The sequence below is a fragment of the Brevundimonas goettingensis genome (assembly GCF_017487405.1).
GTDB lineage: Bacteria > Pseudomonadota > Alphaproteobacteria > Caulobacterales > Caulobacteraceae > Brevundimonas > Brevundimonas goettingensis.
In genome coordinates this window covers 3,446,546-3,469,101 of sequence record NZ_CP062222.1, presented here as the reverse complement: position 1 = coordinate 3,469,101, position 22,556 = coordinate 3,446,546, and the positions used below count along the sequence as shown (strand labels likewise).

Annotated in this window: 28 protein-coding genes; 20 read left to right on the top strand and 8 right to left on the bottom strand. The window is 67.3% G+C overall.

The annotated features are described in order from the left end of the window. Window positions 1-84 precede the first annotated feature (84 nt). The 7 genes from ccmA (at window position 85) to truA (ending at window position 4,622) form a co-directional block, all read left to right on the top strand. On the top strand, window positions 85-708 hold the full coding sequence (gene ccmA, locus IFJ75_RS17080; protein WP_207869743.1) for a heme ABC exporter ATP-binding protein CcmA: 624 nt from the start codon (window positions 85-87) through the stop codon (window positions 706-708). A gap of 83 nt (window positions 709-791) precedes the next feature. Next, window positions 792-1,460: a heme exporter protein CcmB gene (gene ccmB, locus IFJ75_RS17075; protein ID WP_207932662.1), complete on the top strand. Its 669-nt coding sequence runs from the start codon at window positions 792-794 to the stop codon at window positions 1,458-1,460. Between the two features lie 67 nt (window positions 1,461-1,527). After that, entirely contained in the window at window positions 1,528-1,950 is a 423-nt protein-coding gene (locus tag IFJ75_RS17070; protein ID WP_207869741.1) for an acyl-CoA thioesterase, read from the top strand. 60 nt (window positions 1,951-2,010) lie between these two features. Further along, window positions 2,011-2,601, top strand: a complete 591-nt coding sequence (def, locus tag IFJ75_RS17065) for a peptide deformylase (protein ID WP_207869739.1) — start codon at window positions 2,011-2,013, stop codon at window positions 2,599-2,601. After that, entirely contained in the window at window positions 2,601-2,816 is a 216-nt protein-coding gene (locus IFJ75_RS17060; protein ID WP_207869737.1) for a hypothetical protein, read from the top strand. Before def ends, IFJ75_RS17060 begins: the two co-directional genes overlap by 1 nt. 133 nt (window positions 2,817-2,949) lie before the next feature. Next, window positions 2,950-3,882, top strand: coding sequence for a methionyl-tRNA formyltransferase (gene fmt / locus IFJ75_RS17055; RefSeq protein ID WP_207869734.1), 933 nt, complete (start codon window positions 2,950-2,952; stop codon window positions 3,880-3,882). After that, window positions 3,882-4,622 carry a tRNA pseudouridine(38-40) synthase TruA gene (gene truA, locus IFJ75_RS17050; protein ID WP_207869732.1) on the top strand — a complete coding sequence of 247 codons (741 nt, stop codon included), beginning with the start codon at window positions 3,882-3,884 and terminating at the stop codon, window positions 4,620-4,622. Before fmt ends, truA begins: the two co-directional genes overlap by 1 nt. A 64-nt stretch (window positions 4,623-4,686) precedes the next feature. Here truA and IFJ75_RS17045 read toward each other — a convergent pair whose 3' ends face one another. Further along, on the bottom strand, window positions 4,687-4,824 hold the full coding sequence (locus IFJ75_RS17045; protein ID WP_207869730.1) for an entericidin A/B family lipoprotein: 138 nt from the start codon (window positions 4,822-4,824) through the stop codon (window positions 4,687-4,689). Window positions 4,825-4,925: 101 nt separating this feature from the next. Between IFJ75_RS17045 and IFJ75_RS17040 the strand changes: the two genes are divergently transcribed. From IFJ75_RS17040 to IFJ75_RS17030, 3 genes are all read left to right on the top strand, one after another. Continuing rightward, window positions 4,926-6,605, top strand: coding sequence for a thiamine pyrophosphate-binding protein (locus tag IFJ75_RS17040; protein WP_207869728.1), 1,680 nt, complete (start codon window positions 4,926-4,928; stop codon window positions 6,603-6,605). Between the two features lie 16 nt (window positions 6,606-6,621). Next, window positions 6,622-7,080 carry a hypothetical protein gene (locus tag IFJ75_RS17035; protein ID WP_207869726.1) on the top strand — a complete coding sequence of 153 codons (459 nt, stop codon included), beginning with the start codon at window positions 6,622-6,624 and terminating at the stop codon, window positions 7,078-7,080. Window positions 7,081-7,198: 118 nt separating this feature from the next. After that, complete coding sequence (locus IFJ75_RS17030) at window positions 7,199-8,953, top strand: hypothetical protein (RefSeq protein WP_207869724.1); 1,755 nt, start codon at window positions 7,199-7,201, stop codon at window positions 8,951-8,953. A 15-nt stretch (window positions 8,954-8,968) separates the two neighbouring features. On the opposite strand, the gene IFJ75_RS17025 is transcribed toward IFJ75_RS17030, so the two are convergent. Further along, complete coding sequence (locus IFJ75_RS17025) at window positions 8,969-9,892, bottom strand: hypothetical protein (protein ID WP_207869722.1); 924 nt, start codon at window positions 9,890-9,892, stop codon at window positions 8,969-8,971. A 114-nt stretch (window positions 9,893-10,006) separates the two neighbouring features. On the opposite strand from IFJ75_RS17025, the gene IFJ75_RS17020 reads away from it, so the two are divergent. From IFJ75_RS17020 to rplS, 3 genes are all read left to right on the top strand, one after another. After that, window positions 10,007-10,378 (top strand): GIY-YIG nuclease family protein, encoded by a 372-nt coding sequence (locus IFJ75_RS17020; protein WP_207869720.1) that lies wholly within the window; start codon window positions 10,007-10,009, stop codon window positions 10,376-10,378. Between the two features lie 219 nt (window positions 10,379-10,597). After that, window positions 10,598-11,353, top strand: coding sequence for a tRNA (guanosine(37)-N1)-methyltransferase TrmD (trmD, locus tag IFJ75_RS17015; protein WP_207869718.1), 756 nt, complete (start codon window positions 10,598-10,600; stop codon window positions 11,351-11,353). Beyond that, on the top strand, window positions 11,353-11,778 hold the full coding sequence (rplS, locus tag IFJ75_RS17010; protein WP_207869716.1) for a 50S ribosomal protein L19: 426 nt from the start codon (window positions 11,353-11,355) through the stop codon (window positions 11,776-11,778). Before trmD ends, rplS begins: the two co-directional genes overlap by 1 nt. 60 nt (window positions 11,779-11,838) lie before the next feature. Here the strand turns inward: rplS and IFJ75_RS17005 are convergent, their stop codons facing one another. From IFJ75_RS17005 to IFJ75_RS16985, 5 genes are all read right to left on the bottom strand, one after another. Next, on the bottom strand, window positions 11,839-12,318 hold the full coding sequence (locus IFJ75_RS17005) for a PA2169 family four-helix-bundle protein (RefSeq protein WP_207869714.1): 480 nt from the start codon (window positions 12,316-12,318) through the stop codon (window positions 11,839-11,841). Window positions 12,319-12,438: 120 nt separating this feature from the next. Continuing rightward, the gene (locus IFJ75_RS17000; RefSeq protein ID WP_207869712.1) at window positions 12,439-13,242 is read right to left on the bottom strand and encodes a tryptophan 2,3-dioxygenase; all 804 of its coding nucleotides are present in this window, start codon (window positions 13,240-13,242) and stop codon (window positions 12,439-12,441) included. A 52-nt stretch (window positions 13,243-13,294) separates the two neighbouring features. Continuing rightward, a complete protein-coding gene (locus IFJ75_RS16995) occupies window positions 13,295-14,152 on the bottom strand; it encodes a glutaminyl-peptide cyclotransferase (protein WP_207869710.1) in 858 nt (285 codons plus the stop codon). Between the two features lie 7 nt (window positions 14,153-14,159). Then, window positions 14,160-15,002: a TerC family protein gene (locus IFJ75_RS16990; protein WP_207869707.1), complete on the bottom strand. Its 843-nt coding sequence runs from the start codon at window positions 15,000-15,002 to the stop codon at window positions 14,160-14,162. 88 nt (window positions 15,003-15,090) lie between these two features. Continuing rightward, entirely contained in the window at window positions 15,091-16,083 is a 993-nt protein-coding gene (locus IFJ75_RS16985; protein WP_207869705.1) for a cation diffusion facilitator family transporter, read from the bottom strand. 251 nt (window positions 16,084-16,334) lie between these two features. Between IFJ75_RS16985 and IFJ75_RS16980 the strand changes: the two genes are divergently transcribed. From IFJ75_RS16980 to IFJ75_RS16950, 7 genes are all read left to right on the top strand, one after another. Next, complete coding sequence (locus tag IFJ75_RS16980; protein WP_207869703.1) at window positions 16,335-16,889, top strand: F0F1 ATP synthase subunit delta; 555 nt, start codon at window positions 16,335-16,337, stop codon at window positions 16,887-16,889. Between the two features lie 67 nt (window positions 16,890-16,956). Then, window positions 16,957-18,492, top strand: a complete 1,536-nt coding sequence (gene atpA / locus IFJ75_RS16975; protein ID WP_207869701.1) for a F0F1 ATP synthase subunit alpha — start codon at window positions 16,957-16,959, stop codon at window positions 18,490-18,492. Window positions 18,493-18,526: 34 nt separating this feature from the next. Beyond that, window positions 18,527-19,405, top strand: coding sequence for a F0F1 ATP synthase subunit gamma (locus IFJ75_RS16970; RefSeq protein ID WP_207869699.1), 879 nt, complete (start codon window positions 18,527-18,529; stop codon window positions 19,403-19,405). A gap of 40 nt (window positions 19,406-19,445) precedes the next feature. Further along, entirely contained in the window at window positions 19,446-20,996 is a 1,551-nt protein-coding gene (gene atpD, locus IFJ75_RS16965) for a F0F1 ATP synthase subunit beta (protein ID WP_207869697.1), read from the top strand. A gap of 3 nt (window positions 20,997-20,999) precedes the next feature. Next, window positions 21,000-21,269: an ATP synthase F1 subunit epsilon gene (locus IFJ75_RS16960; protein WP_207869695.1), complete on the top strand. Its 270-nt coding sequence runs from the start codon at window positions 21,000-21,002 to the stop codon at window positions 21,267-21,269. Between the two features lie 279 nt (window positions 21,270-21,548). Then, a complete protein-coding gene (locus IFJ75_RS16955) occupies window positions 21,549-21,797 on the top strand; it encodes a CBU_0592 family membrane protein (protein ID WP_207869693.1) in 249 nt (82 codons plus the stop codon). Between the two features lie 23 nt (window positions 21,798-21,820). Further along, a complete protein-coding gene (locus IFJ75_RS16950) occupies window positions 21,821-22,066 on the top strand; it encodes a DUF1272 domain-containing protein (RefSeq protein WP_207869691.1) in 246 nt (81 codons plus the stop codon). Here IFJ75_RS16950 and IFJ75_RS16945 read toward each other — a convergent pair. Then, window positions 22,063-22,551, bottom strand: a complete 489-nt coding sequence (locus IFJ75_RS16945) for an RNA pyrophosphohydrolase (protein ID WP_207869689.1) — start codon at window positions 22,549-22,551, stop codon at window positions 22,063-22,065. The genes IFJ75_RS16950 and IFJ75_RS16945 overlap by 4 nt on opposite strands. Window positions 22,552-22,556 lie beyond the last annotated feature (5 nt).

Below are 22,556 nucleotides of genomic sequence, written 5' to 3'. Positions count from 1 at the left end.
GGCACGGGGGGCTATAGCTCCGCAGATGTATACAGTCCATGTATCCACGTCCTGCGTGGGGACATTGATAACGGGTCGCAAAAAGTGATCCATTCCCTGAGCTTGAGCCGCCTTTCGATCGTCCGTGGGGAGCGGGTCCTGTTCCGTGAACTGGACTTCGAACTTCAGGCCGGTGAGGTCTGCGCCCTCGTCGGGGCCAATGGGGCGGGCAAGACCTCCCTGCTGCGCGCCGTCGCCGGGCTGATCCGGCAGGACGCCGGCGAAATCATCTTCCACGACGGCGACCGCAACCGGCTCGATCCGCGCGAGGCGAGAGGGCGCGAGGTCCATCTGCTGGGCCATCTGGACGGGCTCAAGGGGGCGCGCACGGCGCGGGACGAACTGGCCTTCCAGTGCGACTGGCTGGGCCACACTCAGGACGGCGTCGATGAGGCGGTCGAGACCTTCGGCCTCAAACCCCTGCTGGATCTTGAGGTGCGCAAGCTGTCGGCGGGACAACGCCGTCGGCTGGCGCTCGGTCGTCTGGTCGGATCGCCGCGCGCCCTGTGGCTGCTGGACGAGCCCATGGGGCCGCTGGACGCCCGCTGGCGCGCCGTCTTCGCCGAGGCGATGCAGCGCCATCTGCGGTCCGACGGCCTGATCCTCGCCGCCGTCCACGACGCCCTGCCCATGCCCGTGCGGACGCTCGATCTGGGAGGGCTGGCGTGAGCGGCAAACCCAGACTGCCGAAATGGAACGACCCGAAGCCGGAGCGGCCCGAGCCCGGCCCGGCCGAGCCGCGTGCGCCCGGTCTGCGCGGAGCCACCCGGGTCCTGTTCGAGCGGGAGCTGTCCTTGGCCTGGGGCGGCGGCGGCGGGCCACTGCTGGCCTGCGCCTTCTTCGCCTGTCTGACGGCCATCCTGCCGCTGGCGGCGGGCGGCGAGCTCAAGACCCTCGCACCGGTCGCGGCGGGTGTCGCCTGGCTGGCGCTGGCCCTGTCGTCCCTGCTGTCGCTGGAACGGTTGTTCGAACGCGATCTGGAAGACGGGGCGCTCGATCTTCTGGCCACCGGCCACCTGCCGCTGGAATCCGTCTTCGTGATCAAGGCGCTAAGCCAGTGGATCGCCACCGGCCTGCCCTTGGCCCTTACCGCGCCCGTGGCGGCGCTGGCGCTCGGCCAGCCCTTGCATCTCGCGCCCCTGACGGCGCTCGCGGCGGCTCTGGGCGGACTGGGTTTCGCCTTCACCGGGGCGCTGGGTGCGGCCCTGGCGCTGGGGGCGAAGCGCGGCGGCCTGCTGATCGCCGTCGTCGTCCTGCCCCTGTTCATTCCGCCGGTAGTGTTCGGTTCGGGCGCCCTGGCCCGGGCGGTTCAGGGCCTGCCGCCCGGCCCGGCGCTCGCCCTTCTGGCCGCCTACGCCCTGTTCGCCGCCGTCATCGCGCCGTTCGCGGGCGCGGCGGCGATCCGGAACGCGCAGGGCTAGGTGATCAGTGATAATCTGAAACCCGAGTTGGCTTGCCGTCCCGCCCGGCAGGCGTAAAGCGGATCCCATGACCGACATCTTCCAACCCGAAACCCCGCTTCAGGCTCCCGACCAGCAACCGGTCGTGCGCGTCATCGCCATGCCGGCCGACACCAATCCAGAGGGCGACATCTTCGGCGGCTGGCTTCTGGCCCAGATGGACCTCGCCGGCTCGACCCCGGCCTTCGACCTGGCGCGCGGCCGCTGCGCCACCATCGCGGTCGACGGCATGGTCTTCCACCAGCCGGTCTCGGTCGGCGACGAAATCTCGATCTATGCGAAGGTCCTGCGCCTCGGCCGCACCTCGATCCGCGTCCATGTCGAGGCCTGGAAGCGTCCGCGCGCCTCCCACACTGTCATCCGCGTGACCGAAGGCGTCTTCACCTATGTGGCTATCGATGAAAACCGGAAGCCGCGCGCCATTCCGGAACAGGGCCCTGAAGCGGTCTAAAGCCCCACCGCAAAGGTCGGAAATCTTGACCAGACGGGCCTTCGCGCCTACCTGAGCCCCATGGCCGTCAGACGTATCCTCACCATCGACAACCCCGCCGACCTGGCGGTGCTCAAGCACATCTCGAAACCTGTCGAGGCTGTGGACGACGGCGTGCGCGCCCTCATGGACGACATGCTGGAGACCATGTACGCGGCCCCGGGCATTGGTTTGGCCGCGGCCCAGATCGGCGATCTGCGTCGCGTCGTGGTCATGGACCTGCAGGACGGCGAGCCCACCACGGACGCCGAGGTGGTCGATGAGGCCGGCGAGGACGCCGAGCCCAACCGCGGCGCCAACCCCCGCTTCTTCGCCAATCCGGAAATCCTCTGGGCTTCGGACGAACTGTTCCAGTACGAGGAGGGCTGCCTGTCCCTGCCGGAATATTTCGACACGGTCTCGCGCCCGGCCCGCATCCGCATCGGTTATCTGAACCGCGACAACCAGCGCATCGAGGAAGAAATCGACGGCCTTTACGCCGTCTGTTTCCAGCACGAACTGGATCACCTCGAGGGCGTTCTGTTCATCGACCACCTGTCGCGTCTCAAGCGCGACCGGGCGGTGACCAAGGTCAGGAAATACATGCGCTCGCGGGCGCTGGAGGACGCGTGATGGCCCGCCGATCGACCGTTATCGACACCCACGGCCGTCGTCGCCTGACCCGTAGCGAGAAGATCGGCATCGGCAGCCTGGCCACCATCATCGGCGTCGCCGCCGTGGGCCTGATCGCCGGGGTCCTGCTGGACCGCCTGCTCGACTTCGACGACGCCCTGGACGCCGGCGGCGAATGGGACGAGGGCGGCGGGGTCGCTTCGCGCTGGGACTAAAGTCCCAGCTTTCTTTTTGGGCGCTATGTTCGCGACGCGGTCGCTCACGACTTGAGCGCGGTTGACCTGATCCTTCCGTCCGGACGCGTGCCGGGCTAGGGGACCCCGTCTTTCAACGATCCGAGGGCATCTCATGCGCCTTGCCTTCATGGGCACCCCCGAATTCGCCGTGCCGTCGCTGGCAGAGCTGATCGCCTCGGGCCATGAGATCGTCGCCGTCTATTCCCAGCCGCCGCGCCCCAAGGGCCGGGGTCAGAAGCTGACGCCGTCGCCGGTCCACGCCTTCGCCGAGGCCATGGGCCTGCCGGTGTTCACACCTGAATCGATGAAGTCGGCCGAGGCCATCGAAATCTTCCAGAGCCTGGATCTCGATGCCGCCTGCGTCGTCGCCTACGGCCAGATCCTCAAGCCGGCCGTGCTGGAGGCGCCGCGTCTCGGCTGTTTCAACCTGCACGGCTCCCTGCTGCCCCGCTGGCGCGGCGCCGCTCCGATCCAGCGCGCCATCATGGCCGGCGACCGGGAGACGGGCGTCCAGATCATGCGCATGTCCGAAGGCCTCGACGAGGGCGCGATCCTGCTGTCGGAAATCCTGCCGATCCAGCCGGATGACACGGCCGCCAGCCTCTCCGAACGCATGTCCACGACGGGCGCCACCCTCTGGACCCGGGCTCTGGCCGCCATCGAGCGCGGCGGGGTGACGGAGACGCCCCAGGCCGGGGAACCCACCTACGCCCGCAAGATCACGCCGGCCGAGGCCCGCATCGACTGGACCCGCCCGGCCGCCGAGGTCGACTGCCACATTCGCGGCCTGTCGCCCTTTCCCGGCGCCTGGTTCGCCGCGCCTGACGGTACGCGCGTGAAGGCCCTGATGTCGCGCACCAGCCTGAAAGGGACCGGCGCCCCCGGTGAAATCCTCGATGACGAGCTGCTGATCGCCTGCGGGCTTTCCGGTGAAGAGGGGGGCGCCGTCCGCCTGACCCGTGTCCAGCGCGAGGGCAAGGCGGTTCAGGCCGCGGAAGAGCTGCTCAAGGGCTTCCCCCTGCCCGCCGGGACGTTGCTGGGCTGATGCCCCGCTACCGCCTGACCATCGAATACGACGGCTCGAGCTACGCCGGGTTCCAGGCCCAGGCGGGGCTGCCGACCGTGCAGGGCGCGATCGAGACGGCGGTTAAGGGCTTCTCGGGTCAGGACGTCCGCATCGCCGCCGCCGGCCGCACCGATTCCGGCGTCCACGCCACCGGTCAGGTCGTCCACGTCGATCTGGACAAGGACTGGCCCGCCGCGACCGTCATGAATGCGCTGAACGCCCATCTGGTGAAGGAGGCGGTCGCCGTCCTCGATTCACAGGCCGTGAGCGACGACTGGCACGCCCGCTTCTCGGCGACGGGCCGGCGCTACCTCTACCGCATCCTCAACCGCCCCGGCCGCCCGGCGCTGGAGCGGGGCAAGGTCTGGCACATGAAGAAGGCGCTGGATGCCGGGGCCATGCATGAGGCGGCCCAGGTTCTGGTAGGCCATCACGACTTCACCACCTTCCGCGACCTGGCCTGCCAGTCGAAGTCGCCGGAGAAGACGCTCGACGTCGCCCGCGTCACCCGCGTCGGCGAGGAGGTTCATCTGGTCTTCGAGGCCCGGTCCTTCCTGCACCGTCAGGTCCGCTCCATGACCGGCACCCTGGTCGAGGTCGGCCTCGCCCGCTGGACGGCGCAGGATGTCGCCGACGCCCTGGCCGCCCGCGACCGCACCGCCTGCGGACCCGTGGCGCCGTCGGACGGGCTCTATCTGACCGGCGTAGCTTACGACTGAGCCCCGAAACACAAAAAGGCCCGCCGGTCAGGGCGGGCCTTCAGCAACCTTGGCGTTGACCGCCTTAGTGTTTGGCGGTCTCGGCGCCTTGGGTAACGGCCGAGCCGGCGGCCGAGACGTCGCGGCCGGCGCCGGAAATGGTGTTGCAGGCCGAAACGGCCAGGGCGGCGGCGACGATGCTGAGGGCGATGATCTTGCGCATGGGTTTTCTCCGAGGGGGAATTGTTGAACCTTCGCCGTAACGCCAAGCGTGACCATAGGGTTGCACGGTCAATTCAGGCTTTGGTCTGCTAATCCGTGGTGATGACCCCAGCCTCCACCACCGTCGCCAATACCGCCCGCCGTCTCGTCGATGTCCTCGTCATGAACGGGGTGGAGCGGATCTTCTGTGTCCCCGGCGAGAGCTATCTGGCCGTTCTCGACGCCCTGGCCGACGTGACCGACCAGATCCAGGTCATCACCTGTCGGCACGAGGCGGGCGCCGCCAATATGGCCGAGGCCTATGGCAAGCTGACCGGCAAGCCGGGCATCTGCATGGTCACGCGCGGCCCCGGCGCGACCCACGCCTCCATCGGGGTGCATACGGCCCATCAGGATTCGACCCCGATGATCCTGTTCGTCGGCCAGATCGCCGTCTCGGACCGGGGCCGCGGCGCCTTCCAGGAGGTCGACTATCGCGAGGTCTTCGGCGGATTGGCCAAATGGGCGACCGAGCTGGAGACCTCGACCCGCACCGTCGAGGTGGTCGAGCGCGCCTTCGCCACCGCCCTGCAGGGCCGGATGGGCCCGGTGGTCATCGCCCTGCCCGAGGATGTGCTGGAGGCCGACGGCGGCCCGGCTCCGGTGCGGCCCGTCGCCCCCGCCCGCTCGGCGCTGGATCCCGCCTTCGTCGCCGAGGTCGGCTCGCATCTGGCAAAAGCCGAGCGGCCCCTGCTGGTGCTCGGCGGCTCCGGGTGGACGCAGGAAGCGACCACCGCCATCGGCGACTGGGCCGAGCGCATCGGCCTGCCGCTGGCCCTGTCGTTCCGACGCAAGGACCTGATCTCCAACGCCCGGCCCAACTATGTCGGCGACCTCGGTCTCGGCCCCAATCCGGTGCTGCTGCAGCGGGTCCGCGACGCCGACCTGATCATCACCATCGGCGCCCGGCTCGGCGAGAACCCGACCCAGGGCTACACCCTGCTCGACCGGGCCCGCACGCCCGAGACCCTGATCCACATCCACCCGGGGCCCGAGGAGCTGGGCCGCGTCTGGCCGCCGCTGATGAGCGCCTGCGCCGACGTGTCGCTGGCGGCCATGGCCCTCGCGGAAATCGAGCCGGGCCGCACCTGGCACGAACAGGCCGAGGCCGGCCATGCCGCCTATGAGGCCTTCACCACCCCTGTCGCGGTCACCGGCCGGGCCAATATGAGCGAGTGCATGGCCCATCTGCGCTCGGTCCTGCCCGCCGACGCCGTCCTGACCAACGGCGCGGGTAACTACGCCGCCTGGCTGCACCGCTTCCACAAGCATACGGCGATGCACACCCAGCTGGGCCCGACCTCGGGGGCCATGGGGTACGGCTATCCGGCGGCGGTGGCGGCCAAGAGCCTGTATCCCGACCGCGACGTCGTCTGCATCGCCGGCGACGGCGAATATCTGATGACCGGTCAGGAGCTGGCCACGGCAGTCCAGTACGGGATCAACACCGTCACCGTCATCGTCGACAACGGGACCTACGGCACCATCCGCATGCATCAGGAACGGGACTATCCGCGCCGGGTCATCGCCACCGACCTGAAGAACCCCGACTTCGTCCAGTACGCCCGGGCCTTCGGCGCCTTCGGCGTCCGCTGCGAGACCACCGAGGACTTTCCCGCCGCCTTCGCCGCCGCCCGTAAAGCGGTCTCAGGACCGGACGGCGTCCCCGCCATCGTTCACCTGATCACCTCGGCCGAGGACATCGCCCCTGGCCGCACCATCACCGCCCTCAGAGGCGGGTAACCCCGGGAGACGCGTGATGCGTAGATTTGCAGTTCTGTCGACGGCCGTCGTCGCGACCCTGTCCGCCTGCGCCACCGACCCCGCCGGGCCCGGCGGCCCTCCGTCTTCCGCGGACAACGGCAACGACTGCGCCGTGATCGCGGCGGTCGCCAGGGAGCATTACGGCTTCAACACCACCGACCGCCTGCCGCCGCCGCTGTGGCTCAAAGACGGTGACAGGACCTGGAACCCCCGCTGCGACTGGAGCCGCTACGGCGTCGGCTTCCCCCGGACCTACGATCCCGCAACCCGTTCGGAGCCGGGCAAGCCCGTCCAGTGGGTCTCGTTCGACAGACCCGTCTATGACGGCCGCGGCGCCACGGTTCAGAGCGGTATCATGCACGGACCGCTGGCCGGAATGGGCGTCGAATGCCGCGTGATTTCGGGCTTCGCCGGATGGACGGTCGGCAATTGCAAGAACACCTGGATCTCCTAGGTCCGAGCCCGGACCCCGCAGGGGTTCGATCGCTGACCCGAGCGCCGGGTCACGGATCATTGTTCTCGACTCGCAAGAGCGGCCCAACATAAGGTCGGGGGATCGATCCGGGGACCCCATGACCACCAAGACGGAAGCCGCCCAGCCCGTGGTTCTGGCCATCGCCGACATGGTGACGGGCGCGTTTGAGAAGACCACGACCTGGATCGCCATCGTCCTGTTCGTCAGCGCTGTGGTCTATCTGTTCCGGGACGTGTTCCGGAGCTACCGTCTTCTCAGGGTGGTCAGGGAGGGCCGGCTTCAGTCCGGGGGACGCCTCGCCGCCGTCGGGACGATCCTCGGGATCGCCTTTCAGGACTGGACTTTTCTTGCCATCAAGGAACGCAAGATCTTCCGTCGCGTCCGGATGCGCGCCGAGCACGAGATGTTCCCGCCGACGCCCCAGATCGACCTCGCCCGCTTTCAGTCGCCGACATCGCGAAAGCTTCGTCGGATTCCGGGCGACGAGACCGGGGCCCAGAGGGTCGAGCTGTACCAGGCCGCTCTTGCGAAATGGAAACGCCATCTGCCGAAGATCTACAAGGGCGACCCCACCATCAAGGTCGCCAACGCCGCCGAGGTGAACGCCCACTTCGCCGAGATGGACCGCTATTTCGACGTTCTCGCCGATATGGGCGTGGACGAGGAGGGCAAGTATTTCATCTGCCCGATCGAGATCGAAAGCGGCTTCATCACGCCCCTGCACCTGCTCACGGGGCTGCTGATCGAGTTCAATCAGAAATGGGGCAATGTTCTCAGCGCCTTCAATCGCGACGCCAGCAAGGTCACGGGGCCGCTGGGCGAGTCCGGCGGTGACATCCGGGAAATCCAGATGTTCATCTACACCTGCTGGCTGCTGTGGGGGCCGAGCATTCCGGTCTGTGGATGCGCCCGCTCCGACGCCCGGTTCCGATCCGTCCAGTACGGCTTCGGCGACGAGAACAATTCGCTGGAGATCGTCGGCGCCGCATCCCGCATCGATCCGCTGATGAAGCATCTTCTGGATACGACGCGCAATCACATCGCCTCGGCCACGGAGCCGGGCAAGCGCGATGTGATAAGGATGCCCATGGCGCTGCCGGTCACGGTGCGCGGTCGGCTGCGGCTCAGCGACACCATCGGTCTGGACCGGCGCGACACCAATGCCCTGCCGGGCACGGCCCTGACCAGCTGGAAGGGCGGAGCCGATCGGCGGCCCGTCCTCTACATCTCCACGATCAAACAGGGCGCCGAGGGCGCGGCTTCGCCCTATGAATCGGTCAACGTCGGCGAGATCAGCCTCGAGGAAGGCGCCGTCCGCTCGAAATACTATTCGGCCTATCTCTGGATCGCCTTCGTGATGATGGAGGAGAAGGACGGCCGCTTCACGCCGCTCAGCCAGACCCGGAACGAGGCGCGACCGTGGACGGATCTGGTGCCCTTCTTCGAGCACGGAAATCTGGCCGATGCGGAGAGCCTCGCCTACGGAAAGGCCCAGCTGGCCGCCAAGGTGGCCGAGGCCCTGGTCAGCGCCGTCGAGAACCTTCCGAAGGAAACCACCACCCGTCTGGTGTTCGCCTGCGCGATCGACGACCCCGGCTGCAACACCGCCGCCGAATCCCTGTTCGCGGGATGGCAGGGCGGGGAGCGGGTGCGCGACCTTGTTCGCGCCCGGGTCCGGGAACGGGCGGGGCAGGGGGATCCGGACTATGTGAGGCTGCAGACGTCAGGCGTCGTCATCTTCGAACCCGACGGCGCGGCCTGGCGGGCGGCGCATGACTACTCCGCTTGCGCCCTGCCGGATCACGTGGCCCTGCACTACAAGACCATGGACGACGAGGCCGTGACGGCCTGACGCCGCTTCGGCGGATCAGGCCGTCAGCGTCCCCCGGAACCGTCGCCCGATCCCGTCTCCGGCCCCGACCCGCGACCGGATCGCCTCCGGCCTTTCCGGGCTCGCCAGCACCGGCCCCAGGTCGATCAGGCGGACGGCGCCGTCCTTCCAGGCCAGGGCGTCCAGTTCGGCCAGCTGCCGGGCCGCCGTCTCATTCCGCTCCAGCGGCTGGCCCTTCAGCACCGAAATGCCGAAGAACCGGGCCAGATGGTCGCGCACCAGCCGGGCCGGCAGGGCGCGGGCCTCCCCGGCGCCGAGCACCGACAGGATCAGGGTGTCGACCGGCGGATGGTCGGGCGACAGCGGCGGCTGGACATAGTCCATATCGACCATCAGGGCCCCGGCCCGGCTCCAGACGCGTAAGCGATCGAACTGATCCATGCCGGTGAAGCGTGTGTCCCGCTCATAAGCGTCGTCGTCCATGGCGATGGGGTCGTTCTGCTCGATGAAGACCAGAGGCCGGGCGCCTGTCCCCTCCGGGAGGGCTTGCGGGAACATCCCCGCCACATGATCGGAAATCGCATGAACCAGGGCGCGGAACCGGCCTTTTCCGCGCTGGGCGCCGTCGACATAGACATAGTTGAGGTTGGCCGTGATCACCGGAACCCCGTTCAGCGCGCCGTTCGGCATGGCGATCAGATTGGCCCCGCCGACCAGGCCGCCGTCGTCCGGATCGCGCGCGGTCAGGCAGATTTCGCGGAACAGGCCGTAGCGCGCCTCCAGCGCCTGCCGCGCCGCGCCGTGGTTCAGGTCCAGACAGGCCCGAAACCCGTCCTCGTCCTCCATCTCCTCGGGCAGGACGAAGGCCTTCTCGTATCCGGCGAAGAAATCCGCGAAGACCGGGCTGTCGGCCGTGTCGGTGGTCTCCAGGATCAGGGGCGCGTTCGGGGTCGAGCTCATGGGCCGTCGCCCTATACGAATTCCGCAGCTCTGGCGAATGACCCCTCGGGTTATTTACCCGGACTAAAATAAAGCCTATTCTACCCGGATCAAATGGAATTCGCGAGCCCGACCATGATCCCAGTCCCACCTTCGACCGTCCCGTCTTTGGCCGCCCGCAAGGCCCTGATCGCCGACTATAAGGACACCCCGACCGTCGCCGGGGTCTATGCCGTCATCTGTGCGGCGACAGGTCAGGCCTGGGTGGGTCAGACGCGCCATATCGACACCCGCTGGAACGGACTCAGCTTCACCCTGAAGACCGGCTCGGGTCGCGATCCCTCGCTGCAGGCGGCCTGGAACGCCCATACGCCCGACGACTTCCGCTTCGAACAGCTGGACCGGCTGCCGACCGATCTGTCGGACCTGCGGCTCAAGGACGAGCTGAAGGAACGAGCGGCCCGCTGGACCGCGCGGCTGCAGGCGGAGACCCTTTTGCCGGGTTGAGGGCTTCGACCGCGCGTTTGTGCCGGGATTTTTCCGCGTCTTTTCAGTCTGAAGACGGAAAGTCGGCGACTTCGGCATGGCGCCGTTTGCAACGGGACTATATTGGGCGCGCGGCTCGCTCCCTTTCCTGTCTTCGCGACCGTTTGGCAGGATTTGGCAGTCTGTCAGTGTGTTTTTCGGTGGCGCCCTGCCACTTCAACCGGATCGACCCGACCCTCAATGCCCTTCACCGCCACCGTCCTGACCATGTTCCCCGAGGCCTTTCCGGGCGCGCTCGGCGTGTCCCTGATCGGCACGGCCTGGCGCGAGAAGGGGCTGTGGAGTCTGGAAACGCTGGACATTCGGGACTTTTCCGAAGATAAGCGCGGCTTCCTCGACGACACCCCTGCGGGTGGCGGCCCCGGACAGGTCCTCAAAGCGGACGTGGTGGCTCGAGCGCTCGACAGCGTGGCGGGCCCGCCTCGGCCGCTTTTGTACATGAGCGCACGCGGTCGGCCCCTGACCCAGGCGCGGGTGAAGGAATGGGCGAAGGCGGACGGGATCACCGTCCTCTGCGGCCGGTTCGAAGGGGTGGATCAACGGGTGCTCGACGCCCGCGGGTTCGAGGAGGTCTCCGTCGGAGACGCGGTTCTCGCCGGCGGCGAGGCGGCGGCGATGCTGGTGATCGAGGCGTGCGTAAGACTGATCCCCGGAGTGCTCGGCTCAGGCGAAAGCCTGTCGACCGAGAGTTTCGAGGACGGGCTTCTGGAGCATCCGCAGTACACGAGACCGCGGACGTTCGAGGGGCTGGATATCCCCGAGGTGCTGTTGTCGGGCGACCATCGCAAGATGGCGATCTGGCGTCAGGAACAGCGGGAACTCACTACGCAGGAGCGGCGGCCGGATCTCTGGCAGGCTCATCTTGCAAATCGACCAGCGGAATCCTCCGCCAACTCAAAGCTAAAGGGCAAAAAAGCCCGAGGAGAACAAGACTAATGGCCAACATCCTTCAGACTATCGAAGCCGAAGAAAAAGCCCGCCTGATCGCGACCCGCGCGATCCCGGACTTCCAGCCCGGCGACACCCTGCGCGTCATGGTCAAGATCAAGGAAGGCGAACGCGAACGCATCCAGGCGTTCGAAGGCGTCTGCATCGCCCGTGACGGCGGCGGCGTGAACGAGACCTTCACGGTCCGCAAGATTTCGTTCGGTGAAGGCGTGGAGCGCAAATTCCCCATCCTGTCGCCGAACATCGACGCCATCGAAGTGAAGCGCCGCGGCGTCGTCCGTCGCGCCAAGCTCTACTACCTGCGCGACCGTCGCGGTAAGTCGGCCCGTATCGCCGAGCGCCAGACGGTTCGTCCCGCCAAGGGCGCCCAGGTGCCGGTCACCGGTTCGGCCGAGAAGACCGACGAAGCCTAAGATCGGCCTCACGGCCAAAGACGAAGGCCCCGGTCGAGAGACCGGGGCCTTTTTCATTTTCTACTGCGGAAACAGGCGGTTGGACGCATCCTTTTGGCCGTCGACGCTGCGTCTGAGGCTATGGACCTCGGTGGTCTCGCGGTGGATGGCGGCGTGGGCCCGGCGGATGGTCTCGCGGGTGGTCGCCGACAGTTTCTCGTCGGCGACGGCGGCGTGGAAGCGCTTGTCCAGCGCGGCCTCGCCCCGGTCGGCGGCGTCGACCAGACCGGCCTCGTCGCGCATCAGGGCATGGCTCATGTCCATGACGGCGCGCTGGGCCTTGGCGAAGATCGAACCCGAGGTGTCGGGCTGACCGCCCAGGGCGGTGACGGTCGCGGCCATGACCCGGGCCATGTCGCGGCGCTCCTCGGCCAGGGCGCTGAACAGGCTGCCGTGGCCCGAGCTTTCGCTGTCGTCCGCGATCAGGTCCAGCCGTTCCGCGCTGTCGAGCGTGGCGGCGATCAGGCCGTTGAGGACGTGGATATCGTGACGGTTGGGCATTGGGGGTCTCCAAAACTTACCCACTGGAACGGCCCAGCCTCGCCCCGGGTTGCGGCGCGATTGCGACCGGCCGATCACCGTCGGATCAGCAAGTCATCACAGCTTCGTGCCCAAGCCTCGCTAGAGCTTCGTGCGAAGCGACCAGAGTTCCGGGAAGCAGCGCTTCTCCAGCGTCGTCATCAGATAGGCCGCGCCCTCCGTGCCGCCGGTGCCCCGACGCCGGCCGATGATCCGCTCTATGGTCACCACATGTTTGTGCCGCCAGGTCAGCAGGGCGTCGTCGAGATCGACCAGCTTCTCGGCCAGCTGATACTGGGCCCACCAGCGGTCGGTGTCGCGATAGACCTCCAGCCAGGCCGCCTCGACGCCCTCCGACGGTTCGTAGGGCCGGCTGACGTCGCGGTTCAGAACCGCCTCGGGCACCGGCAGGCCGGCGTTGGCCAGCTGGGCCAGGGCGTCGTCATACAGGCTGGGCGCCTCGATCGCGGCCTTGAGCGCCGCATGGGCCTCGGGCCGGTCTTCCTGGAAGGCGAGAAAGCGGGCGTCCTTGAGCCCCAGCATGGCCTCGAAGCGCCGGAACTGGTCGCTCTGGAAGCCCGAGCTTGAGCCCAGCACATCGCGGAAGCGCAGATAGTCGGCCGGGGTCATGGTCGCCAGGATGTCCCAGCTCTGGGTCATCACAGCCTGGATGCGGCTGACCCGCGCCAGCGACTTGTAGGCCGGGACCAGATCTCCGTTCCGCACCATCGTCTGGGCCAGCCCCACCTCGTGCAGGATCTGCTTGAGCCACAGCTCCTTGGTCTGGTGGATGATGACGAACAGCATCTCGTCGTGCTGGTCCGAGATCGGATCCTGCGCCGACAGCAGCCGGTCGAGCCCGAGGTAGCGGGCGTAGGTCATGTTGGAAGGGGCGGCTTCGGTCATGCGGTTCGATACGGCGAACAGGGGCCGGGGTCGAGGGCGGGGGGGGGCGACCCTACTTGATCCGGATCTCGAACAGCTGCGGCCAGTTCTTGCCGGTGACGAACAGCCGCTTGCCCGCCGCGTCCCAGGCGATGCCGTTCAGGACGTCGTCGTTGACGTCCTTGCGCTCGCTCTCCGGAAACAGGCCGGTCAGGTCGATCCAGGCCACGACATGGCCGTTGGTCGGATCGATGCGGGCGATGCGGTCGGTCTGCCAGATGTTGGCGTAGATATATCCGCCGCCGGGCGCATCCGCGTCGGCGACCCACTCCAGCTCGTTCAGCTGGTCCACCGGCCGGCCGTCGGCGGTGACGGTCAGTCGGCCGGTGACGGCCAAGGTCTGGGGGTCGAGGAAGCGCAGGGCGGGGGTGCCGTCGCTCATGATGATGCGGTGGTCGTCCTTGGTCAGGGCCCAGCCCTCGCCCGTATAGGAGAAGAGCCCCATCGGGCTCAGGTCCGTGGCGTTCCAGATGAAGCCCAGATGGTTGCGCCAGGTCAGGCTGATCAGCCGGTCGCCGACCTGGACGATGCCCTCGCCGAAATAGGCGGTGTCCAGCACCCGCTTTCTCAGGACCTCGCCGTCGGCCAGCCGGACGATGCGGATGTCGGACGGGAAGCGGCCGGTGCTCTCGACCAGTTCGGCCTCGGCGCCCTCGCCGCGATAGAAGAGGCCCTCGGTGAAGGCGTCGGTCGCATGCGGGAAGGTCCGCACAATCTCATATCCCAGCACCGGGACGGTCCCGGTCGTGCCCGCAGCGGGGGGCGCCTGCGCCGCTTCCGCCAAGGGGGCCGAGGCCGCCCCCATCGGGGCGGCGCAGGCGCCGAGGAGCATGAAGAGGGCCGAGAGACGGACGGGAAGACTGAGGCGCATCCTTCGCCTATACCCCGGGTCCCGCCGTTTCGCGCGCGTTCAGTTCGGCCTGATGCGCGTCAAGCGCGGCCTGCTTCTTCTTCGACGAGGCGCGCCCGGCCATGTTCAGCCCTTCGACCAGAGCCGAGAAGGCCATGGCGGCATAGATATAGCCCTTGGGCACATGGACCCCGAAGCCATCGGCGATCAGGACGGCGCCGATCATCAGCAGGAAGCCTAGGGCCAGCATGACCACGGTCGGGTTCTTGTCGATGAAGTTGGCCAGCGGGTCCGAGGCCAGCAGCATCACGGTCACGGCGACGATCACCGCCACCATCATGATCGGCACGTGATCGGTCATGCCGACGGCGGTCAGGATGGAATCGACCGAGAAGACCAGGTCCAGCAGGATGATCTGGACGATGGCGGCGCCGGCGTTGTTGATGACGACCGACTTCTTGTCGAGCACGTCGTGGCTGGGCGTCGGATCGACCGTGTGGTGGATCTCCTTGGTCGCCTTCCACAGCAGGAACAGGCCGCCGGCGATCAGGATCAGGTCGCGCCAGCTGAACATGGTGTCGAAGGACGGCTCGCCGTGGCTGTTCAGCGGACCATGGAAGCCCAGGTTGAATACCGGGGCGGTCAGGCCGACAATCCAGCCGATGGTGGCCAGCAGGCCCAGACGCATGATCAGGGCCAGGCCGATGCCCAGCCGGCGCACCTTCTGCCTCTGCTCGGGCGGCAGCTTGTTCGACAGGATGGAAATGAAGACCAGGTTGTCGATCCCCAGCACCACCTCCATCACGATGAGGGTGGTCAGGGCCAGCCAGGCGGCGGGGTCGGTCAGAAGCGGGACGATGGCGTCGAACATGGGAGTCCTTGAAAGCGTGGCCGCCTAGATAATGCAGGACTCTGTAATCCCGTCATCCCCGACCCGCGTCTGATTGTCGCTTGGCGGCTCAGGGTTGGCTCGGCGCCGGGACGTCGGAGACCAGAGCCCCCGCCCCGCCGCCCGCGATGACCGCTTCCCGCACCGCCGAATGGGAGGCGAAACTCTGGGCCTCGACATAGATGCGGCCGGCCTGGGGGTAGGCGGCGCGGAGCTTCTGCTCCAGTCGGGCGACCGTGTCCTCGACGTCAGCGGCTGAGAGGTCGTTGCGGAAATCGAGGCTGAGGCACACGAGGATTTCGTTAGGGCCGAAATGCATGGTGCGGGCGTCGTTCAGGCCCTCGACGCCCGGTTCGGCCGCGGCGATGGCGCGGATGCCCTCGCGCGTCGCCGGATCGGCGGCCTCGCCGGTAAGCAGGCTCTGGCTCTCGAAGGCGAGGAAGGCGGCGGTCACGGCCAGGATCACACCGATGACGATGGAGGCGATCCCGTCCAGCACCGGCAGGTCGAACAGCTGGCTACACACCACCCCGACCAGGGCGACGACCAGACCCGACAGCGCCGCAGTGTCCTCGAACAGCACCGTGAAGACGGTCGGATCCTTGGACCCATGGATGGACTTCAGGAAGGGCCTGTCGCCGCGCTCGGTGTTGAACGCCTTCAGGGCCACGAACCAGGACGCCCCTTCGAACACGACCGACAGACCCAGGACGACGTAGTTGACCCACGGGTTCTCGATCGGCTCGGGCGCGCGGATGCGGTCGATCCCGTGGGTGATCGAGACCACGGCCCCGACGCCGAAGATGAGCACCGACACCACGAAGGTGTAGAAATACAGTTGCAGCCCGTGGCCGAACGGGTGGGTTTCGGTCGCCGGACGGGCCGCGCGCCTCAGTCCGACCAGCAGCAGGACCTGGTTGCCCGTATCGACGGCCGAGTGGATCGCTTCCGACATCATCGCCGCCGAACCGGTGATCAGGGCCGCGATCAGCTTGGTCACGGCGATGGCCAGATTCCCGGCCAGGGCGGCGAAGACGACGTTCTTGTTGGTCGATGCGGCCATGCGGTCTTTCGGGGCGGGAGGGCGAACACGGTGAGACGGAACGCCGCAGGATCGCAACCGTGCCGCTCATCCGTCCGATCACGACTTGTTGCGAGCGGGAAAACCCCATGCTATCAGGCGCCCGGCTTCATAGGGGCGTTTCTGACGAAACGGCCCTGTGCGTGCTTTCCTTAAGCATTTCAGGCCCTTGGCCGGCGCGGACATCGCCGCCGGTCGCGACCACAAAAGCTTGACCGAACGGGTACGACACCTTGGCAGACGATTTCAGGACGACGGAAGTCGGCGAGCGCTACGCACAGGCGCTGTTTGACCTCGCCCTCGAGACGAACAAAATCGACGCCGTGCGCGCCGATCTCAAGTCGCTGAAGGCCGCCTGGACCGAGAGCGCCGACCTGCGCCGCCTCGCTACCTCGCCGGTGATTTCGGCCGAGGACCAGGTCAAGGGCCTGATCGCCATCGCGACCAGGGCGAAGTTCGAGATCACCACCCGGAATTTCCTCGGCCTGCTGGCCCAGAACGGCCGAGCCCGCGATCTGGCCGCCGTCATCGCCGGTTTCGAGGCCCTGTACGCCAAGCATGCCGGCATCGTCGCCGCCGAGGTCGTCTCGACCCAGGCCCTGACCGCGGCCCAGCTGAAGACCATCACCACGGCCCTGACGACGGCCCTGGGCAAGAACCCCGAAATCACCACCCGGGTCGATCCGTCGATCCTGGGCGGCCTGAAGGTGAAGGTCGGCTCGAAGCTGTTCGACGCCTCGTTGAAGACCAAGCTCGACCAGATGAAGTTCGCCCTCAAGCGCGCCTAAGGCGCGCGCCAACAAGAATGTAGCGGGCCTCACAGCCCGACCTGAAGACGAAGACAGAGAGATCCAAATGGACATCCGCGCCGCCGAGATTTCGGCCATCCTCAAGTCGCAGATCGCCTCCTTCGGCGTTGAAGCGGACGTGTCCGACGTCGGCCAGGTGCTGTCGGTCGGCGACGGCATCGCCCGCATCCACGGTCTGGACAACGTCCAGGCCGGCGAGATGATCGAGTTCCCCAAGGCCGGCGTGAAGGGCATGGCCCTGAACCTCGAGCGCGACAACGTCGGCGCGGTTATCTTCGGCGCCGACGCCGCCATCGCTGAAGGCGACGAAGTCCGCCGCCTCGGCGAGATCGTGGACGTTCCGGTCGGCAAGGGCCTGCTGGGCCGCGTCGTCAACCCGCTGGGCGAGCCGATCGACGGCAAGGGCCCGATCTCCTTCACCGAGCGTCGCCGCGTCGACGTCAAGGCCCCGGGCATCATCCCCCGCAAGTCGGTGCACGAGCCGATGCAGACCGGCCTGAAGGCCATCGACACCCTGATCCCCGTCGGCCGCGGCCAGCGCGAGCTGATCATCGGCGACCGTCAGGTCGGCAAGACCGCCGTCGCCATCGACACCATCCTGAACCAGAAGTCGACCAACGCCGCCGCGGCGTCGGAAGGCGAGAAGCTGTACTGCATCTACGTCGCCATCGGTCAGAAGCGTTCGACCGTCGCCCAGATCGTCAAGACGCTCGAAGAGCGCGGCGCCCTAGACTACACCATCGTCGTCGCCGCCACGGCCTCGGAACCGGCCCCGCTGCAGTTCCTGGCTCCGTTCGCCGGCACCGCCATGGGCGAGTTCTTCCGCGACAACGGCATGCACGCCCTGATCGTCTATGACGACCTGTCCAAGCAAGCCGTCGCCTACCGCCAGATGTCCTTGCTGCTGCGCCGCCCGCCGGGTCGTGAAGCCTATCCGGGCGACGTCTTCTACCTGCACTCGCGTCTGCTGGAGCGTTCGGCCAAGCTGAACGCCGACTACGGCTCGGGCTCGATGACCGCCCTGCCGCTGATCGAAACCCAGGCCAACGACGTTTCGGCCTATATCCCGACGAACGTGATCTCGATCACCGACGGCCAGATCTTCCTGGAATCCGACCTTTTCTACCAGGGCATCCGCCCGGCCGTGAACGTCGGCATCTCGGTGTCGCGCGTGGGCTCCTCGGCCCAGACCAAGGCCATGAAGAAGGTTGCGGGCTCCATCAAGGGCGAGCTGGCCCAGTATCGGGAAATGGCCGCCTTCGCCAAGTTCGGTTCGGACCTGGACGCCTCGACCCAGAAGTTGCTGGCCCGCGGCGCGCGCCTGACGGAGCTGCTGAAGCAGCCCCAGTATTCGCCGCTGACCATGGAAGAGCAGGTCGTCTCGGTCTACGCCGGTACGCGCGGCTATCTGGACGGCATCGCCGTTTCGGACATCGGTCGTTTCGAGAGCGAGCTCCTGGCCCGCATCCACTCGTCGAACGCCTCGCTGCTGGACGGCATCCGCGCCAAGAAGGACCTCACCGCCGAGCTCGAAGCCGAGCTGAAGTCGGTGCTGGAAGCCTTCGTCAAAACCTTCGCCTAAGCCTGATCACCGGAAGCTGAAAGAGTAGCGCCCGATGGCCAGCCTCAAGGAAATGCGCAATCGGATCGACAGCGTGAAGTCCACGCAGAAGATCACGAAAGCCCTGAACATGGTCGCCGCGGCCAAGCTGAAACGCGCCCAGGACCAGGCCGAAAGCGCGCGTCCCTACGCCCGCAAGATGGCTGCGGTCATCGCCAATCTGGCGGCGGGCGTCTCCGGCGACGGCGCGCCCAGGCTGCTGGCCGGCACGGGTTCGGACAAGAAGCACCTCGTGGTCGTGGCCACGGGCGACAAGGGTCTGGCGGGGGGGTTCAACTCCAACGTCATCCGCGCCGCCAAGGAGCGGATCAACTCGCTGATCGCCTCGGGCAAGGACGTCCGCATCGTCGCCGTGGGCCGCAAGGTCCGCGACGGCCTGTCGCGTCTGTACGGCGACAAGCTGATCCGCACCTTCGAAATGTCGGACCACAAGGTCATCGGCATGGGCGCGGCCGAGCCGATCGCCGCCCTGATCGCGGAGGAGTTCGAGGCCGGCAACGCCGACGTCGTGACCCTGTTCTACAGCCGCTTCCAGTCGGCCATCTCGCAGGTCCCGACGCCCAAGCAATTGATCCCGGCGGTCGTAGACGGCGATGCGGCTCCGATCAACCTGAACGGCGCCGTTTACGAGTACGAGCCCTCGGAAGAGGAAATCCTCGACGTCGTCCTGCCGCGCAATATCACGACGCAGGTCCTGGCGGCGCTGTACGAGAACCAGGCCAGCTTCTTCGGCGCCCAGATGGCCGCCATGGACAACGCCACGCGCAATGCGGGCGACCTCATCAACTCGCTGACGCTGCAGTACAACCGCAAGCGTCAGGCCCAAATCACCACCGAACTGATCGAGATCATCGCCGGCGCGGAAGCGCTCTGATCCTCCGATCCTGACAGAACATACGAAACGGACGCACCCGATGACCGACACCGTCAAGAAACCCGCCGCCCGCAAGCCTGCGGCTCCCAAGGCCCCGAAGGCCGCCGCCGCCACGGGTAACGCCGTCGTCACCGCAGGCACGGGCGTGGGCAAGATCGCCCAGGTCATCGGCGCCGTCGTCGACGTCGAGTTCGAAGGCCAGCTGCCGGCGATCCTGAACGCCCTGCACACCCAGAACGTCGACCAGAAGACGGGCGAGCCCTTCACCCTGGTTCTCGAGGTCGCCCAGCACCTCGGCGAGAACATGGTCCGCACCATCGCCATGGACACCTCGGAAGGCCTGACGCGCGGCCAGCCGGTGACCGACACGGGCACCTCGATCCTGGCGCCGGTCGGCCCGGGCACCCTCGGCCGCATCATGAACGTCGTCGGCGCGCCGATCGACGAACAGGGCCCGATCAACACCACCATGTACCGCCCGATCCACCGCGAGGCGCCTTCGTTCGAAGAGCAGTCGACCTCGTCGGAAATCCTGGTCACGGGCATCAAGGTCATCGACCTGATGTGCCCCTACACCAAGGGCGGCAAGACCGGCCTGTTCGGCGGCGCCGGCGTCGGCAAGACCGTCACCATGCAGGAACTGATCAACAACATCGCAAAGGCCTACGGCGGCTATTCGGTGCTGGCCGGCGTGGGTGAGCGCACCCGCGAAGGCAACGACCTGTATCACGAGATGATCGAGTCCAACGTGAACGTGGACCCGACCAAGAACAACGGCTCGACCGAAGGCTCGAAATGCGCCCTCGTTTACGGCCAGATGAACGAGCCTCCCGGCGCCCGCGCCCGCGTCGCCCTGACCGGTCTGGCCCAGGCCGAGTACTTCCGCGACGAGGAAGGCAAGGACGTTCTGCTGTTCGTCGACAACATCTTCCGCTTCACGCAAGCCGGTTCGGAAATGTCCGCCCTGCTGGGCCGTATCCCGTCGGCGGTGGGCTATCAGCCGACCCTGGCCACGGAAATGGGCAACCTGCAGGAGCGCATCACCTCCACGAAGAAGGGCTCGATCACCTCGATCCAGGCCATCTACGTTCCCGCCGACGACCTGACCGACCCGGCCCCGGCCGCCTCGTTCGCCCACCTTGACGCCCGCACCGTTCTGTCGCGCGACATCGCCGCCCAGGCCATCTTCCCGGCCGTCGATCCGCTGGACTCGTCCTCGCGGATCATGGACCCGCTGGTCATCGGCGAAGAGCACTACAACGTCGCCCGCTCGGTCCAGGAAGTCCTGCAGCAGTACAAGGCCCTGAAGGACATCATCGCCATCCTGGGCATGGACGAGCTGTCGGAAGACGACAAGCTGGTCGTGTCGCGCGCCCGCAAGATCTCGCGCTTCCTGTCGCAGCCCTTCTTCGTCGCCGAACAGTTCACCGGCGCCGACGGCAAGTTCGTCTCGCTCGAAGACACGATCCGCTCGTTCAAGGGCATCGTCGCCGGCGAATACGACCACCTGCCGGAAGCCGCCTTCTACATGGTCGGCCCGATCGAGGAAGCCGTCGAGAAGGCCGCCAAGCTCGCCGCCGAGGCCGCCTGAGTCATGGCGGGCAAGCTGCAGTTCTCGCTGGTCGCACCTGAGCGCGAGGTCTTTTCGGGCCACGTGGATCAGGTCGACGCGCCGGGCGTCGAAGGCGACTTCGGCGTCCTGCCCGACCACGCCCCCTTCATGACGGCCCTGCGCGAAGGTCCGGTCACGGTCTTCGACGGCAATACGAAGCGCGTCTTCACCGTCCATGGCGGCTTCGCCGACGTGACCCCCGCCGGCCTGACCATCCTGGCCGAGCAGGCGACGGAAGTCGTCGCGGGTTAAGACCTGACAGAGCCGCGACAAGCGCTTTGATCCATCTGCAAACAGCCGGCGCGCAAGCGCCGGCTGTTTTGCATTTCGGACTGGCGACCCGGTCGCCAAGGGCTGTCGTCAAATCGACCAATCCCGACGGGCCGAAATCGCCAATCTCGCCAGTCTGGCCAAGGCGGGTTGAACGGGCGATGCGGGCGGCTAGACTGGCCTCATGGGGCCACGTCCCCGCCGCCGGGCGACCGGCGTGAAGTCCGGGACGGCCCGGCCCACACGGAGGGCTTCAAGGCCATGACCCTGATCGATATCGCCGGCGTATTCGGCGTCCTGCTCATTCTCATCGCCTACGCGGGCGCCACGGCCGGAAAGCTGGATCCGAAGCAATGGCCGGCGCTGGTGCTCAACCTGGCGGGCGCCCTGCTGATCCTCTGGTCCCTGTCGGTGGACTTCAACCTGTCGGCGGCCCTGATGGAGGGCGCGTGGGCCCTGGTCGCCGTGGCGGGTCTGGTGCGGCTGGCGCTGGGCAAGCTGCGCCGCTAACCTCAGCCTCCGAGGAGGCTCCGATGCTCGAACTGCGCCCGAACTGTGAATGCTGTGACCGGGACCTGCCGCCCGCGAGCGCCGAGGCGCGCATCTGCACATTCGAATGCACCTTCTGCGCCGACTGTGCGGAGGGGGCGCTGAAGGGGGTCTGCCCCAACTGCGGGGGTGGTTTCGCGCCGCGCCCGATACGGCCCGCCGCCAAACTGGTCCGATATCCCGCCTCGACCGTGCGGGTGCTCAAGCCCGAAGGCTGCGGCGCGACCTAGCCTGCGAACTTCCCGAAGGCCGCCACCACCTGCTCATAGGCGGCGCGCTTGAACGGCACGATCAGGTCGCAGGCTTCCGAGAGGTCGCCCCAGCGCCAGGCGTCGAACTCGACCTCCTCATGCTGGTTCAGGTCGATCTCGGCCTCGTCGCCGGTGAAGCGGAAGGCGAACCAGGTCTGGCGCTGGCCGTTCCAGGGTTTGCGCTTCTCGCGCAGGTGCTGGGCCATCAGCTCGGCCGGGAAGTCGTAGAGGATTTCGTCGTCGGTGCGGCCGAGAAGCTCCACAGAGGTGACCCCGGTCTCTTCCTGCAGCTCGCGCAGGGCGGCCTCGGCGACGTCCTCACCCTTGTCCACGCCCCCTTGCGGGAACTGCCAGTTGTACGGCCCCTCGGTGGCGTGCCGGCGCCCGTACCAGACCTTGCCCTCCGCATTGAACAGCACGACGCCGACATTGGGGCGGTAGAGGGAGAGGTCGGGCAGGGTCATGGGTG